Source organism: Pseudomonas sp. AF03-9, from assembly GCF_020515815.1.
Classification (GTDB): Bacteria; Pseudomonadota; Gammaproteobacteria; order Pseudomonadales; family Pseudomonadaceae; genus Aquipseudomonas.
This window is the reverse complement of the sequence record NZ_JAHPJF010000022.1, coordinates 24,073-37,244: the sequence shown is the minus strand read 5'-3', so window position 1 is coordinate 37,244 and position 13,172 is coordinate 24,073. Positions and strand designations below refer to the sequence as shown.

Here is a 13,172-nt window from a genome sequence, read left to right as displayed (position 1 = left end):
AAAATCAAGAGCCAGAGCACAGTTCCATCTGAATACATGGAGATCCAAATGTGGGAGAGGGCTTGCTCGCGAATGCGGTGTGTCAGTCAACTGATTCATTGGCTGATCCACCGCATTCGCGAGCAAGCCCGCTCCCACAGTTTTGACCCAGTTCATCCCGCCCATTTCGGTCGGCTCTAAGGCCGCCGCGCTCTGGCTTTTGATCTGGGATCGCCCCGTAAAACCACGCTGGCCGAAGATCACTGCGGCACCGCCCGAATCACCGCCCGCGGCCCCTGCTGCCCGCCCGGGATCGCCTTCTCCACCGACGGTAACTGCGGCGCCTGCACATCCGGCATCGCCCAACTATGCTCCGGCTGCAACCCACCCTGTGCCCGACGCATGAATTCATAGCGGTTCAGCGTGATACTGCGCCCCGCGCCACTGTCACGAATGATGTAAGGCCGCAAAAACACCATCAGGTTGGTCTTGTTCACACTGCGCTTTTCATTGCGAAACAGCGCACCCAACCCGGGAATATCCGACAACCACGGCACCGCATCATTGCTCTGGCTGTAGCCATCCTGCAGCAACCCGCCAAGCACCATGATCTGCCCGTCATCCAACAGGATACTGGTATCGATCGCCCGCTTGTTGGTCACGGTGCCCGCCTCCACTGAGGCCCGCGAGTCGACGCTGCTGACTTCCTGGTAGATGTCCAGCTTGACCGTGCCGCCTTCGGAAATCTGCGGCCGCACATTCAGCTTGAGCCCGACTTCTTCACGCTGCACGGTCTGGAACGGGTTGTTGCTGGTGCCGCCACCGCCGGTCACATAGCTGCCGGTGACAAACGGGATGGTCTGGCCGACAAAGATGCTTGCCGCTTCGTTGTCCAGGGTCAGCAGGTTCGGCGTCGACAGCACGTTGGTGCCGCCCTTGCTCTTCAAGGCGCGGGCCAGGACCTTGAGGTCGAGAACCTTGCCGATGCCGGGGATGTCCACGCTGCCGTTGACCAGGCCGATGTTCAGGCCCTTGGGCAACACGTCGATGCTGGTCTTGCTGGTGGGCGTGGCGTTCACACCGCTGCCGCCCAGGTTGACCCCGCCAAAACCGCCCTTGCCCCCCAGGTTGCCGGCCTGCCACTGCACCCCGAACTCGCTGGCATCGTCTTCGCCGACCTCAACGATCAGGCTTTCGATCACCACCTGGGCGCGACGCTGGTCGAGCATGTCGATGACTTCGCGCAGGTTGCGGTACAGCGGGTCCGGGGCGGAAATCAGCAAGGTGTTGGTGGTGGCGTCGGCCTGGATGGTCACACCGCCGGCACTGAAGGCGGTGTCTTGATCCTTCGTAGTGCCGGTGCCGCTGGTTTGTTTGTCCTGGGCATAGCTGGACTGCACGCCACTGCCAGTGGGCGTGCCGCTGCCGTTTTGCGCGGCGCCGCCCTGGGTGTTCTGGCCATTGCCACCCATTGCACTGAGCTTGCCCCGCGCTTCGTCGCTGACGCCGGACTCGCTCTCGCCGGTCAACAACCCACGCAGCGACTGGGCCAGCTTGCCCGCCTGGGCATTGCGCAGGTACACCACGTGCATATTGCTCGGGTTGCTCTGGGCATTGTCGAGCTTATAGATCAGGTTGCGCGCCAGCTCGGTGCGCTCGGGGCTACCGGAACGGATGATGATCGAGTTGGAGCGCGGGTCGCCGACCACGTTGATCTTCTGGGTCTGGTCGGCGCCTTGGGTGTCGAGCAGTTCGGCGACCATCGCGGCGATGTCCACGGCGATGCCGTTCTGCACTTTCACCACGTCGGTATCGATGGCGCTGGGGGTGTCGATGCCGTTGATGATCTGCGCCACGCGCGCGAGGTTTTCCGCGTAGTCGGTAATGACAATGCTGTTGTTGCCGGGGTAGGCGTTGATCGGGTTGTTCGGCGACACGATGGGGCGCAGCACCGGGATCAGGTTCACCGCGTTTTCGTACTGCAAGCGGAAGGTGCGGGTCTGCATGCCACTGCTGCCGGCGCTGTAGATCGGCCCGCCGAGTAATTTGGCATCGGCTTCGGGCACCACCTGGGCGACGCCGCCCACGTCCACCACGCTGATGCCCTGCATGCGCAGCGCCGCCAGCAGCATGTCGTAGGCCTGGTGCGCCGGCACCTGGCCTTCGCTGACCAGGGTCAGGTTGCCCTTTACCCGGGGGTCCACCAGGAACTGCTGGCCGGTGGCACGGGACAAGGCGCGCACCACTGCCTGGATGTCGGCGTCGACAAAATTGAGCTGCACCGGCTGGTCACCCAGTGGGTTGCGTGCCTTGAGCACCGCCGGGGCATGACCACGGGCGCTGCTGGTGATCGGATGTTGCACGGCGGGCTTGGGCGCCAGTTCGCGCTGGCGCTCCAACGCGCTGTCGCCGCCGCTGCGCCGGGTGTCGGCCAGGGGCTGGCCGAGTTCGCTGTCCACCAGCAACGGCTTGGTCGATGGGCTGTTGCATGCACTCAGGGCCAGCAACAGCAACGGCGCGGCCAAACGGAAAGGGGGGACTGACCACTTCATGAAGCTTCCTTAGCGCCAAGCGCCTGATCCATGCGAACGGTCCCGGACACAGTGCCGGCCGAGTTGTCGAGGGCGTCCGGGGCACGCTGTAAGCGCGCCGCGGACACCTCCAGGGAAAACGAACGGGGGCTGCCCAACAGCCAGTCCACCACGGCGTCGGCCGGGGCGTTGTCGAAGGTCAGTTGCCAGCCGCCGGGGGCCTGCGCCTGCAAGTGGTAATGACCTTGCAGACCCGCGCTGTCGAGGGCCTGGCGCAGCGTCGCTTCATCGGCCTGGCGTGGCGCGGCGACCCCTTGCAACAACACTTGCAAGGCTTCGGCCTGGGCGCGCAGCTTGGGGGTTTCGACCTGCCAGTAAGCGATCTTTTTCAACGCTGGCTGGACCAGCACCAGCCAGGTCAACAGGCTCGCCAGCACCAGCCCGGCGCCACTCAGCAAGCGTTTTTCGCGCAGGGCCAGGCCGCTCCAGAACACACGCCATCGAGCCTTCCACTTATTCATCGCTGGCTCCCGCTACGGCCGGGCCGATGCTCCAGCCGTGTTCTTCGCGAGTCGCGGCAAACCCGGCCTGGGCCAGGGCGGCCTGCCACTCGGCCTGGGCTACCGGGTTGCGGATGTCGGCGAGCAATTGCAGGTGCAGGCGGCCCTGTTCAAAGGTCAGGCGCTCGACGCTGGCGACCATAAATGGCAGGTTGCTGCCCGCCAGTTGCAGCAGGCTGGAAAAGCGCTGGCCAGCATCGGCACCCGCGCCGCTCTGGCGCGCCGCCAATTGCTGGCGCGCCTGCTGCAACGGGTTGAGCACCACCGGCAATTCGGGAAACGCCTGGCGCACCTGCTGGCTCATCAACCCCTTGAGCCGCTGGCCTGCGTCGGCCTGGCGCGCCGCGTAAAGGTTGAGGCCCAAGGTCCAGATCGCGACAGCCAGCGCAACACACGCCAGCGCCCTGCCCCAGCCGCCGCTCGGCGTATGACTGAGGCCTGCGTGCAAGCCCCAGCCGGGCACGGCGCCGCTCCAGCGTTGCGCGGCGTCCACCAGCGGCCTATCCAACGGTGGCTGGCCCAACGGATGCACCGCGCCTTGTTGCAGGCTGTCACGTGTCAGCAGGTAGCCTTCGTCCAGCGCCGCCGTGCCGACCGGCAAGGCATAGGGCGCCGGGTACAGGCCGCGCAGTTTCAGTTGCAATTGGGCCAGGCGCTCCAGCCCGGCCTTGGGCAGCCACGCCACCTGCACACCGCCGTCGCTGTCACGCGGGCCGTGGGCCACGTGCATCTGTTCCACCGCACCGAGGATCAACGCCTGTGCGGCGCAGGCCACGGCGGCGGCGGTTTTCGCCGCGGGCAGTGGTGGCAATTCCAGGCGGGTGAGCAGGCTGTCACGAGGATGCAGAAAGCACTCCAGCGCCTGTCGACGATTGCGCAATTCGGCCAGGCTGGCGTAGCCCTCATCAATCACCACGCCACGCTCAAGCGAGGCGAATTTGACCTGGCTGTCGGCGCTCAATTGCTCCAGTGGCGGCAAGCCAATGCGCAGGCGCTTCATACGCCCACCCGCGACCAGATCACTTGCGGTTGGCGGTCTTCGGGGCGGTGCAGCAACGCATCGATCGTGACCCGGCGTTGCTCACGCCGCGCCTGGCCCTGCACGCGAAACCACTCACTGGTAATCCCCACCAGCACCGATTCCACAGCGACCTGCGGCAAGTGCAGGCGGTTGACGAAATCCCCACGGTTGATAAACCAGCGCCCGCTGTCGCGCTCGGCCACCAGCCCCTGGGCCTGGGCCAGGCTCAGTTGCGGCACCACTGCACTGAGCACTTCGGCGCTGGCGGTATTGCCGTTGACCCAGGTCTGGCCGGGCAGCACGCTGATATACGCCTGCAAGCGGCGCAACAGTTGTGGATCGAGCCCTTCGATTGCGCTCAACTCGTCCAGGCTGCGCAGCATCGGGTATTTGGCCGGTACTTCATACGAGCCGATCACCCGCTGGCTGATGCGCCGGCTCACGGCAGGGTCGACGCCCAGCGTGCGGCACAGGCGTTCAAAGCCCTGCAACTGCTCGGTATCCACCTGCTGGCGATTGACCAGGTTGCGCAGGTTGAACTTGCCCTGCTCGTCGTCGATGCGCCCTTCGAACACGCCGCCCTGCACCCGTGCCCACGGCTGGTCGAGACGGGTCAGCACATCCTTTTGCCGCGCCTCCCAGAGCATCTGCCGGCTGCGCTCCAGGCTGCCCTGCAACAGCCATGTGCCCTGCAGGCGCAACTGCTCGGCCTCCAGGCTGCGGGTGAACACGGTCTGGCGGGTGAGCATGGCGCCGGCCAGCACTGCCACCACCGCGGCGATCAGCAACGCGCTGATAATCGCCATGCCGCGCTGCTTCGCCGCTGTGGGCGAATGCCGTTTCATGGCGCGCCTTACAACTGCCAGGAGCCGATGTCGGCGTTCACGCCGTCGCCATCCGGTTGGCCATCGGCGCCGAGGGAGAACACGTCGATCTCGCCGTTGGCGCCCGGGTTGAGGTAGTGGTACGGATGGCCCCAGGGGTCGTTGGGCAAGCGGTCGAGGTAGGCGCGCCAGCTGCCGTTTTTCGCATCGGCCGGGCGCTCCACCAACACGTTGAGACCCTGGTTCATGCTCGGGTAGGTGCCGTGGTCGAGGCGATAGAGTTTCAGCGCCTGCATCAACCCGCCGATGTCCTGCTTGGCGGCTGTGGCGCGCGCCTGGTCCGGGCGGTCGAGCACCTTGGGCACCACCATCGCTGCGAGGATGCCAAGGATGACCACCACCACCATGATCTCGATCAACGTGAAGCCACGCTGGCTGCGACGGCTCTGCATCGGGGACTTCAGGGGCGCGATTTCCATCTCGACATTCCTTGGCTTGAGTGCATTTCGAGGCCGCAGTGTTGCAAGAACACATGTCAGTCGTATTGAAAATCCTCGGGAGTTTCGGTCGCCAATCGGTCAACTCGCGGCGTTAGTCTGCGGGCCTGTTTCCCCGGTTTGAGAGCGCCATGCACGGCCGTCGCAACGAGAGCGGTTTTACCCTGATTGAAGTGCTGGTGGCGCTGGCGATCATTGCCGTGGCCATGGCTGCCGCCGTGCGCGTGGCCGGCTTGATGACCCAGAGCAACGGCCTGCTGCGCGACAAGTCCATGGCGTTGCTGGCGGCGCAGAGTCGCCTGGCGGAGCTGCGCCTGGAAGGCGGGCTGCGCAGCGGCAAGAAGACGTTCGAGTGCGATCAGGGCCGCCTGAAGCTGCGCTGCGAACAAACCATCAACGCCGATGGCCGACTGTTTCAGGTCGCGGTACGAGTGCTTGATGCCAGCCGCGAAGCACCGCCGCTGGCGTGGTTGCAGACGCAGGTCATGGCCGAGTGAGGCGCGGCAACGCGGGGCCGTCCGGCAGCTTTTCGAGGTGGACGCGAACCTTCTCGCCCGCACGTTCGATCTCCACGGCATCGCCCTCGATGGCCGTCAACCGCACGCCGGGGCTGAGGCGTTCACCCAGTAAAAAGCTGCGCGGCGGGCCGTCGTTGAGGCTGAGGATCGCCACCGCACCACGGGCCCCGGCAAGCACGCCGGTGACTTTGACCTGGGGCGTCGTCGCCACATTGGAAAACCACTGCAACGCCGGATTATCGCTGCGGGCGGCCAGTGCCTGGGGTGTGGCCGGTGGCGTGCTGGATTCGGCGGATGTGAGCAGCAGCGGCGCCCAGATGGCGACGCCAGCCAACGCCGCCAACACGCCCAGGGCCTGCACGCCATGGGCGGGTGAAACACGAAGGGGAAATGCCATGGGGGACCTCCTGTTTGTCCGTGGCCTCAGCCTACAGGCCAATTCGCACTTTTTTATTTCACAACCTCGCCAGTTCTCCAGGTGCCGACCGATGAAACAGCAAGGCTTCACCCTGATCGAACTGATGGTGGTGCTGGTGATCATCGGCATCGCCAGCGCCGCCATCAGCCTGACCATCAAGCCCGACCCGCTGCAGCGGCTGCGCAAAGACGCCGAGCGCCTCAGCCAACTGCTGCAAATCGCCCAGGCCGAAGCCCGCGCCGACGGGCGGCCGATCACCTGGCGCGCGGATGCCAAGGGTTATCGCTTCAATCGGCGCAGCGATGATGGCGCGGGCGTGGACGCGTTCCAGGGCGACAGCTCATTGCGCCCGCGCCTGTGGGACAGCACACCGATGCAGATCAACATCGAGCCGCGACAAACCCTGGTACTCAACGCCGAATGGATCAACCCACCCCTACGCGTAGTGCTGTCGGACGGGCAACACAGCCTCAGCCTGCAACGCGACCCCGCCGGCCTGCTGCGCGTGGTGAGCCAGCCATGAATAAGCCTGTCGTGAGCGGGCTTGCCCCGCGCTGGGTGGCGAAGCCGCCCCAAACCCAGGCACCGCGGTGTTCCCGAGACGCCGCAGCGCGGGGCAAGCCCGCTCACTACAAAGGCAATTTGTCGGTTCATGCAGTGCAACGGGGCTTCACCCTGATCGAAGTGATGGTGGCGATCATGCTGATGGCGCTGGTCAGTGTGATCGCCTGGCGCGGGCTCGACAGCGTCACCCGTGCCGACCAGCACTTGCAGGCCAGCACTGAACAGACCGAGGCGCTGCTGCGGGCGCTGAACCAGATGCAACGCGACCTCAGCCTGCGCGCCAGCGTCGAACTGACCGCGCCCGAGGCGCCAAAAGCCGAGGGGCTGGCCGCGGTGACTGTGCGCAGCTCCGACAGCAAGGGCTTTCGTCTGGAGGTGATCCGCAGCGCACCGGCGTTGGGGGACGGCCTGCAACGCGTGCGCTGGTGGCTCAAGGGTGACGCGCTGTACCGCGCCGCCGCACCGGCACGGGATCGCTTCCCGCTGCCGGCGGCAGTGGATGGGGTGATGGTGCTGGCGGGCGTCAGTGACTTGCAGGTGCGGGTGTGGGAGCAGGACAAGGGCTGGCGGCAGTTGAGCGGCAATCGGCGGGACGACCCATTGGGGCTGGAGATCAGCCTGGTACGCCAGACGCCCCAGGGGGTTGAGCGCTATCGGCAGGTGGTGGGGCCGCTGAAGTAAGGCGGCTCAGCTCAACAACACCACGCCACCCGGCAGTTCCGTGCACTTGGCGCCGTACGCATCGCGAATCAACAAGGCCACCCCGGCCAGTTGCTGCAAGCTGAAGCGGGCCTGCACGCGACGCTGGCCCAGCTGCTTGTTGAGCAGCACCAGCATGCCCGGCCGGTAGCGGTTGATCTCGTCCACCACCGTGGCCAGCGTGGCGTTGTTGAACACCAGCACCTGCTCGCGCCAAGCCACCACAGCCTGGGTATCCACCGCCACCACAGCACCGATACCCCCTGCGCCATAGGTCAATTGCCGGCCGCTGCCCAGGCTGACGCTGTTGCCGCCCACGTCCACCGACAGCGAGCCTTCGATGCAGGTGACGCACACCGTCTGGTCAGTGTTGCGCACATTGAACCGCGCCTGGGCCGCACTCACCCAACCGGCGCCGGCCTGGACCTTGAGCGGCTGCGCCAGGTGGGCGACCACTTCGACTTCGCCTTCGAGCAATTCAATGCCCGGCCCGATCCGGCTGATGCGTGTCTGCGTGTTGAGCTCCAGGCTCACGCCGTCGCTCAACAGCACTTGGCGCTGCTCGCCGACTTCGGTGCGATAGTCCGCCGTGAGCCCGGCAAAGCCGCCCGGCGTCCCCACCCGCACCATCACCACGGCGGCCGAAGCGGCAATCGCGCCACCGAGGAATGCACGACGGCCGAAGCGACGCGGCTGCGTCGCCTGCTCAAGGGCCGGGGCGAGTTGCTGCCACAGCACTTTGGCCTGCTCGAACGCCTGGGCATGTTCCGGGCTCTGCTCGCGCCAGGCCTGCAAGGCCTTGGCATCGGCCACGGTGGCGCGGCCCGAGGTCAGCAGGAGCAGCCAATCGCGTGCTTCGTCATGCAGGGGGCTGGCGGATGTTTCCCGGGCGGTGGAGAGGCTAAAAATGTTCAAGCGCGCACATACTCACGGTTTTATCAGGGACTCGACACTAAGACGGTTTTCCGGCCCCGGGACCGAACCGCTGAATCACTTTTCTTTCCAGACGCTTGGCGCAATGGCCAAGGGCGGCCTTGATTTCCTTCTCGACCATGCGCGTGGAGATGCCGAAACGCTGGGAGATTTCCAGGTGCGGCGCTTCTTCCAGGCGGGCGGCGATCAGGATTTTGCGCCGGCGGGCCGGCAGCTCGTAGAGCGCCTTGACCAGGGACTGGATCTCACGCTGGCCCCCCACCACCCGCGACGGGTCCTGGGCTTCGTCGGCGGTTTGCAGCAACTCTTCGACCTCGCTGCCGGTGAGCAGCCGGGCGTCGGCCTGGCGGCGGTCGGCGGCGATGTTCAGGGCCATGCGGTACAAGTAGGCGTTGGGTTGCGCAAGGTTCGGCGGCATGTCCATGCGGTCGACCCGCAGGTAGGTTTCGTGCAGCACGTCGTTGGCCAGGTCCTCCGAACCCAGGCGCTTGCGCAAACGCACCTTGAAGTCTTCATAGGACGCCAGGAACAAGCTGACCATCGTACTGTGCCCGGTATTTTTCATCCGCCCGAGGCTCCCTTCGCTGCTGTGCATTCCATGCGTGTTCCTGTTGTGTCGGGCATCAAAAGTAAAGTCACCGGCTGGCGCAGCGAGCTGGGCGCCGGGCGTTCGACCCGCGCCGCACCCAGGTTGCGCACCAGTGCTTCATCGCGTTGTGCGTCGCCGGTGGAGCTGACCAGCCGGCTGTATTGGATCACCCCGTTCGGGCTGACCCACACCTGGACCAACGCCCGGAAACTGCCAGGCCGGGTCAGCGGCGAACGGCACAGGCTGGCCTCGATGGCTTGCTGCAAGGCGGTGGCATAGCTGTTGTTGATCCGCGCTGCATTACGCCGCGCGGGGGTGTGACTGACCTCGGGCACCTGCAAGGTGAACGCGTCACTGCGCGCATAACGCGCCATCAGGCCACTCCCGGTGAGCAACATCGCCAGTGCCTCCTGCGCCGTGAAGCGCCCATGCACGCCGATGGAACGCCGACCCCGGGTGAGTTCGCGATCAACCAGCACCGCCATGCCGGTAGCGCGGCTGTAGGCTTGCAGGGCGTGTTCCAAGTCTTGGGGCGGCAGGTCCAGCAGCAACGCTGGCTCTGCCTGTGCGGACGCCGCCCCCGTCAGCAGCAACAGCAGGACCCAGGCGCAAACGGCGCGCCTCCAGCCCCCCTGTTCACCTCCCGCTCTGCATCGCTGCACGGCCGACGTGTCCTCGAAAACCGTCATCCTGAGGCCAGTTTATGAACCTGATGTTACGGTGATAGCAAAAAAAACATCACGGTGACGACAAGCCCGCTGCATTACACTTTCAAACCTAACCGGCCCACCCCTCGGGCCTGCCAGGAGGCCCCGATGAAGCTAGTCCCGACCCTCGCCAGCCTGCTGCTGTGCACCGCCCTGCCCCTGCTCGCCCACGCCGACAACGCGGCACGCACCTGCACCGAGGTGTCGGTGGATGGTTACAAGGCGCCCGACTATGGCTGCCTGAGCCGACAGATGGGCGGTGACACAGACGCGACCAGGGCGGCGAAGAAAAACCGCGAGGCGCAACAGATCCCGATCGAAAAACGCCCGCCGAACGCGGTGGGTCTGGCCACCCCGGCCGCCACGGGCGTGCGCATGGGCAATACCTTCGGCAACTCGGTCAAGCCGCAACGGCCCTGAGCCTTTTGACGAAATAATCATCTTTGCCTGCCTATGATCGCCCCCCTCGTTGGGGAGTAACCGTGTCCACCGACGCCTTCGCGGCGGCCTGATCTTTGGTGTGATTGAAGCCATCACACCGATGATCGGCTGGGCCATCGGCCATGCCGCCACGCGCTGGGTCGAAAGCTGGGCACCGTGGTGGGCAAGCGTGCGGAGATGGTTGGCGGGGTGGTGTTGATGCTGGTGGGTGCGACGATTCTGTATGAGCACTTGTCGGTCTAAGCAACAGCGCTGAGCAAACATGTGGAAGCGGGCTTGTGTGGGAGCGGGCTTGCTCGCGAATGCGGTGGATCAGTCAACATATCTGTGTCTGATACACCGTCTTCGCGAGCAAGCCCGCTCCCACATTAAGCCCGCTTCCACCTGGGACTTACGGTGTTACTAGGCAGCGTTGCGCTCTTTTTTCAGGCTGTCCATATCGATCACAAAGCGGTATTTCACATCACCCTTGAGCATCCGTTCATACGCCTCATTGATACCCTGGATGTCGATCATCTCCACATCCGAGACAATCCCATGCCTGGCACAGAAATCCAGCATGTCCTGGGTCTCTTGGATCCCGCCGATCAACGAGCCCGCCAGGCTGCGGCGCTTGAAGATCAGGTTGAACACCGACGGCGACGGGTGCGGGCTGTCCGGCGCGCCGACCAGAGTCATGGTGCCGTCACGCTTGAGCAGGTTGAGGAAGGCATCGAGGTCGTGGGGCGCGGCGACGGTGTTGAGGATGAAGTCCAGGCTGTTGGCGACCTTGGCCATCTCGTCCGCGTTCTTTGACACCACCACCTGGTCGGCGCCCAGGCGCAGGCCGTCTTCGCGTTTGTTTGGCGAGGTGGTGAACAAGGTCACGTGGGCGCCCATGGCGTGGGCGATCTTTACCGCCATGTGGCCCAGGCCGCCGAGGCCGACCACGCCGACCTTCTTGCCGGGGCCGACCTTCCAGTGGTGCAGCGGCGAATAGGTGGTAATGCCGGCGCACAGCAGCGGCGCCACGGCCGCCAGGTTGGAATCGTCGTGGGAGATGCGCAGCACAAACTTCTCCTTGACCACAATGCTGTCGGAGTAGCCGCCAAACGTGTTTTCGCCACCAAATACCGGGCCGTTGTAGGTGCCGGTGAAGCCGTTCTCGCAGTACTGCTCTTCGCCCTCGGCGCACGACGCGCAGTGTTGACAGCTGTCGACCATACAACCGACACCGGCGAGGTCGCCGACCTTGAAGTGCTTCACGCTAGCGCCCACCGCCGTGACGCGGCCGACGATTTCATGGCCCGGCACCGACGGGTACAGGGTGTTGTTCCATTCGTTGCGCGCGGTGTGCAGGTCGGAGTGGCAGACGCCGCAATAGAGGATGTCGATCTGCACATCCTCGGCCCCCGGCGCGCGGCGTTCGAAGGTGTAGGGCTTGAGGGCATCCTTGGCGTTCTGCGCGGCGTAGCTGTAAGTCTTGGCCATTTCGTTCACCTGTGTGATCGGACAGTGGAAGTCAGTGGACCAGCATAGACGCTGAACCGTTCAACCGAGCACACCCGTACAAGCCCTTTGTCCGGTTTCACGCAATAGTGAACTACAGTTCTCGTCCCACCCACCCAGGAGTTTTCCATGAGCACATTCGTTGCCAAAGACGGCACCCAGATCTACTTCAAGGATTGGGGCAGCGGCCAGCCCGTGTTGTTCAGCCACGGTTGGCCGCTGGATGCGGACATGTGGGAATACCAGATGGAGTACCTGAGCAGTCGCGGCTACCGCACCATCGCCTTCGACCGCCGTGGCTTTGGCCGCTCGGACCAGCCCTGGACCGGCAATGACTACGACACCTTTGCCGACGACATCGCGCAGTTGATCGAACACCTGGACCTCACAGACGTGACCCTGGTCGGCTTCTCCATGGGCGGCGGCGACGTGTCGCGCTACATCGCCCGCCATGGCAGCGCCCGTGTGGCCGGCCTGGTGCTGCTGGGCGCGGTGACGCCGATCTTCGGCCAGCAAGCGGATTACCCCCAAGGCGTGCCGCTTGATGTATTTGCCGGGTTCAAGGCCGAGTTGCTCAAGGACCGTGCGCAATTCATCAGTGATTTCAACACGCCGTTCTATGGCCTCAACAAGGGCCAGGTAGTCTCCAACGGCGTGCTGACCCAGACCTTGCAGATCGCGCTGATGGCGTCGCTCAAGTCGACCGTGGATTGCGTCACCGCCTTCTCCGAGACCGACTTCCGCCCGGACATGGCCAAGATCGACGTACCGACCCTGGTGATCCACGGTGACGGCGACCAGATCGTGCCGTTCGAAACCACCGGCAAAGTGGCCGCCGAACTGATCAAGGGTGCCGAGCTGAAAGTCTACAAAGACGCGCCCCACGGCTTTGCCGCGACCCACGCCCAGCAGTTGAACGAAGACCTGCTGGCCTTCCTCCAGCGCTGAACCTGGGTCAACAGCCTACCTGTGGCGAGGAAGCTTGCTCCCTCGCCACAGGCAATGCGCTACGTGTTGACTGCCTGGCGTTGGCCCAACGCCAGGCGCCCCGGCCCGCTGATCAGCAACGTGATGAAGATGATCAGCAACAACCAGCCAAACTGCGCCTCGAACAGCGTCCACTCGGGATGCACCACCAGCAACGCGATCAACAGCACCGCAAGAATCGGCAGGCACGCCAGCCGCACCAGCACCCCGGCAATGATCAACAACGGGCACAGCACCTCGGCAAAAATCGCCAAGGCCAGGGTGATAGGCGCACCGAGGTGGAACGGGTCTTCGATCAGCTTCAACTGCTCGCTGTAGTTGAGCAACTTGGGCAGGCCATGCACCCACAGCAAAAACAACGCCCCGCTGGCCCGCAGGAACAACAGCCCCAGATCCTGATACTTTGATTCGTGCAT

Annotated in this window: 16 protein-coding genes and 1 pseudogene; 6 read left to right on the top strand and 11 right to left on the bottom strand. The window is 64.7% G+C overall.

Features of this window, described 5'->3' with window-relative positions; genetic code table 11:
* Window positions 1-239: 239 nt before the first annotated feature.
* The 5 genes from gspD to gspG are packed head-to-tail and all read right to left on the bottom strand — an operon-like array spanning window position 240 to window position 5,394.
* Window positions 240-2,531 (bottom strand): type II secretion system secretin GspD, encoded by a 2,292-nt coding sequence (gene gspD / locus LIY36_RS23775; protein WP_226457386.1) that lies wholly within the window; start codon window positions 2,529-2,531, stop codon window positions 240-242.
* Window positions 2,528-3,031 (bottom strand): type II secretion system protein GspM, encoded by a 504-nt coding sequence (gspM, locus tag LIY36_RS23770; protein WP_192300942.1) that lies wholly within the window; start codon window positions 3,029-3,031, stop codon window positions 2,528-2,530. The genes gspD and gspM overlap by 4 nt, the downstream gene beginning before the upstream one ends.
* Window positions 3,024-4,070 carry a type II secretion system protein GspL gene (gene gspL / locus LIY36_RS23765; RefSeq protein WP_226457385.1) on the bottom strand — a complete coding sequence of 349 codons (1,047 nt, stop codon included), beginning with the start codon at window positions 4,068-4,070 and terminating at the stop codon, window positions 3,024-3,026. The genes gspM and gspL overlap by 8 nt, the downstream gene beginning before the upstream one ends.
* Window positions 4,067-4,936, bottom strand: coding sequence for a type II secretion system minor pseudopilin GspK (gspK, locus tag LIY36_RS23760; protein WP_226457384.1), 870 nt, complete (start codon window positions 4,934-4,936; stop codon window positions 4,067-4,069). Before gspK ends, gspL begins: the two co-directional genes overlap by 4 nt.
* An 8-nt stretch (window positions 4,937-4,944) precedes the next feature.
* On the bottom strand, window positions 4,945-5,394 hold the full coding sequence (gene gspG / locus LIY36_RS23755; RefSeq protein WP_226457383.1) for a type II secretion system major pseudopilin GspG: 450 nt from the start codon (window positions 5,392-5,394) through the stop codon (window positions 4,945-4,947).
* Between the two features lie 149 nt (window positions 5,395-5,543).
* On the opposite strand from gspG, the gene gspI reads away from it, so the two are divergent.
* Window positions 5,544-5,909 carry a type II secretion system minor pseudopilin GspI gene (gene gspI / locus LIY36_RS23750; RefSeq protein ID WP_192300938.1) on the top strand — a complete coding sequence of 122 codons (366 nt, stop codon included), beginning with the start codon at window positions 5,544-5,546 and terminating at the stop codon, window positions 5,907-5,909.
* Here the strand turns inward: gspI and LIY36_RS23745 are convergent.
* On the bottom strand, window positions 5,896-6,327 hold the full coding sequence (locus tag LIY36_RS23745) for a type II secretion system protein N (RefSeq protein ID WP_226457382.1): 432 nt from the start codon (window positions 6,325-6,327) through the stop codon (window positions 5,896-5,898). The genes gspI and LIY36_RS23745 overlap by 14 nt on opposite strands.
* 91 nt (window positions 6,328-6,418) lie before the next feature.
* On the opposite strand from LIY36_RS23745, the gene gspH reads away from it, so the two are divergent.
* Window positions 6,419-6,871 carry a type II secretion system minor pseudopilin GspH gene (gene gspH / locus LIY36_RS23740; RefSeq protein WP_192300936.1) on the top strand — a complete coding sequence of 151 codons (453 nt, stop codon included), beginning with the start codon at window positions 6,419-6,421 and terminating at the stop codon, window positions 6,869-6,871.
* On the top strand, window positions 6,868-7,593 hold the full coding sequence (locus tag LIY36_RS23735; protein ID WP_226457381.1) for a type II secretion system protein GspJ: 726 nt from the start codon (window positions 6,868-6,870) through the stop codon (window positions 7,591-7,593). The genes gspH and LIY36_RS23735 overlap by 4 nt, the downstream gene beginning before the upstream one ends.
* Before the next feature lie 6 nt (window positions 7,594-7,599).
* Here LIY36_RS23735 and LIY36_RS23730 read toward each other — a convergent pair whose 3' ends face one another.
* Genes LIY36_RS23730 through LIY36_RS23720 form a run of 3 tightly spaced genes read right to left on the bottom strand, consistent with a single transcriptional unit; the run spans window position 7,600 to window position 9,732 of the window.
* Window positions 7,600-8,526 carry a FecR family protein gene (locus LIY36_RS23730; RefSeq protein ID WP_192300934.1) on the bottom strand — a complete coding sequence of 309 codons (927 nt, stop codon included), beginning with the start codon at window positions 8,524-8,526 and terminating at the stop codon, window positions 7,600-7,602.
* A 37-nt stretch (window positions 8,527-8,563) separates the two neighbouring features.
* Window positions 8,564-9,109: an RNA polymerase sigma factor gene (locus LIY36_RS23725; RefSeq protein ID WP_192300946.1), complete on the bottom strand. Its 546-nt coding sequence runs from the start codon at window positions 9,107-9,109 to the stop codon at window positions 8,564-8,566.
* The gene (locus tag LIY36_RS23720; protein ID WP_226457418.1) at window positions 9,106-9,732 is read right to left on the bottom strand and encodes a secretin and TonB N-terminal domain-containing protein; all 627 of its coding nucleotides are present in this window, start codon (window positions 9,730-9,732) and stop codon (window positions 9,106-9,108) included. The genes LIY36_RS23725 and LIY36_RS23720 overlap by 4 nt, the downstream gene beginning before the upstream one ends.
* A gap of 216 nt (window positions 9,733-9,948) precedes the next feature.
* Between LIY36_RS23720 and LIY36_RS23715 the strand changes: the two genes are divergently transcribed.
* Together LIY36_RS23715 and LIY36_RS27960 are read left to right on the top strand one after the other, a co-directional pair.
* Window positions 9,949-10,260, top strand: a complete 312-nt coding sequence (locus LIY36_RS23715; RefSeq protein ID WP_226457380.1) for a hypothetical protein — start codon at window positions 9,949-9,951, stop codon at window positions 10,258-10,260.
* A 156-nt stretch (window positions 10,261-10,416) separates the two neighbouring features.
* Window positions 10,417-10,524: pseudogene (locus LIY36_RS27960) on the top strand (manganese efflux pump); the annotation flags it as partial.
* Between the two features lie 159 nt (window positions 10,525-10,683).
* Here LIY36_RS27960 and LIY36_RS23705 read toward each other — a convergent pair.
* The gene (locus tag LIY36_RS23705) at window positions 10,684-11,751 is read right to left on the bottom strand and encodes an NAD(P)-dependent alcohol dehydrogenase (protein ID WP_226457379.1); all 1,068 of its coding nucleotides are present in this window, start codon (window positions 11,749-11,751) and stop codon (window positions 10,684-10,686) included.
* Between the two features lie 147 nt (window positions 11,752-11,898).
* On the opposite strand from LIY36_RS23705, the gene LIY36_RS23700 reads away from it, so the two are divergent.
* Window positions 11,899-12,717, top strand: a complete 819-nt coding sequence (locus LIY36_RS23700) for an alpha/beta fold hydrolase (RefSeq protein WP_192300930.1) — start codon at window positions 11,899-11,901, stop codon at window positions 12,715-12,717.
* Window positions 12,718-12,776: 59 nt separating this feature from the next.
* On the opposite strand, the gene LIY36_RS23695 is transcribed toward LIY36_RS23700, so the two are convergent.
* Complete coding sequence (locus tag LIY36_RS23695) at window positions 12,777-13,172, bottom strand: DoxX family protein (protein ID WP_226457378.1); 396 nt, start codon at window positions 13,170-13,172, stop codon at window positions 12,777-12,779.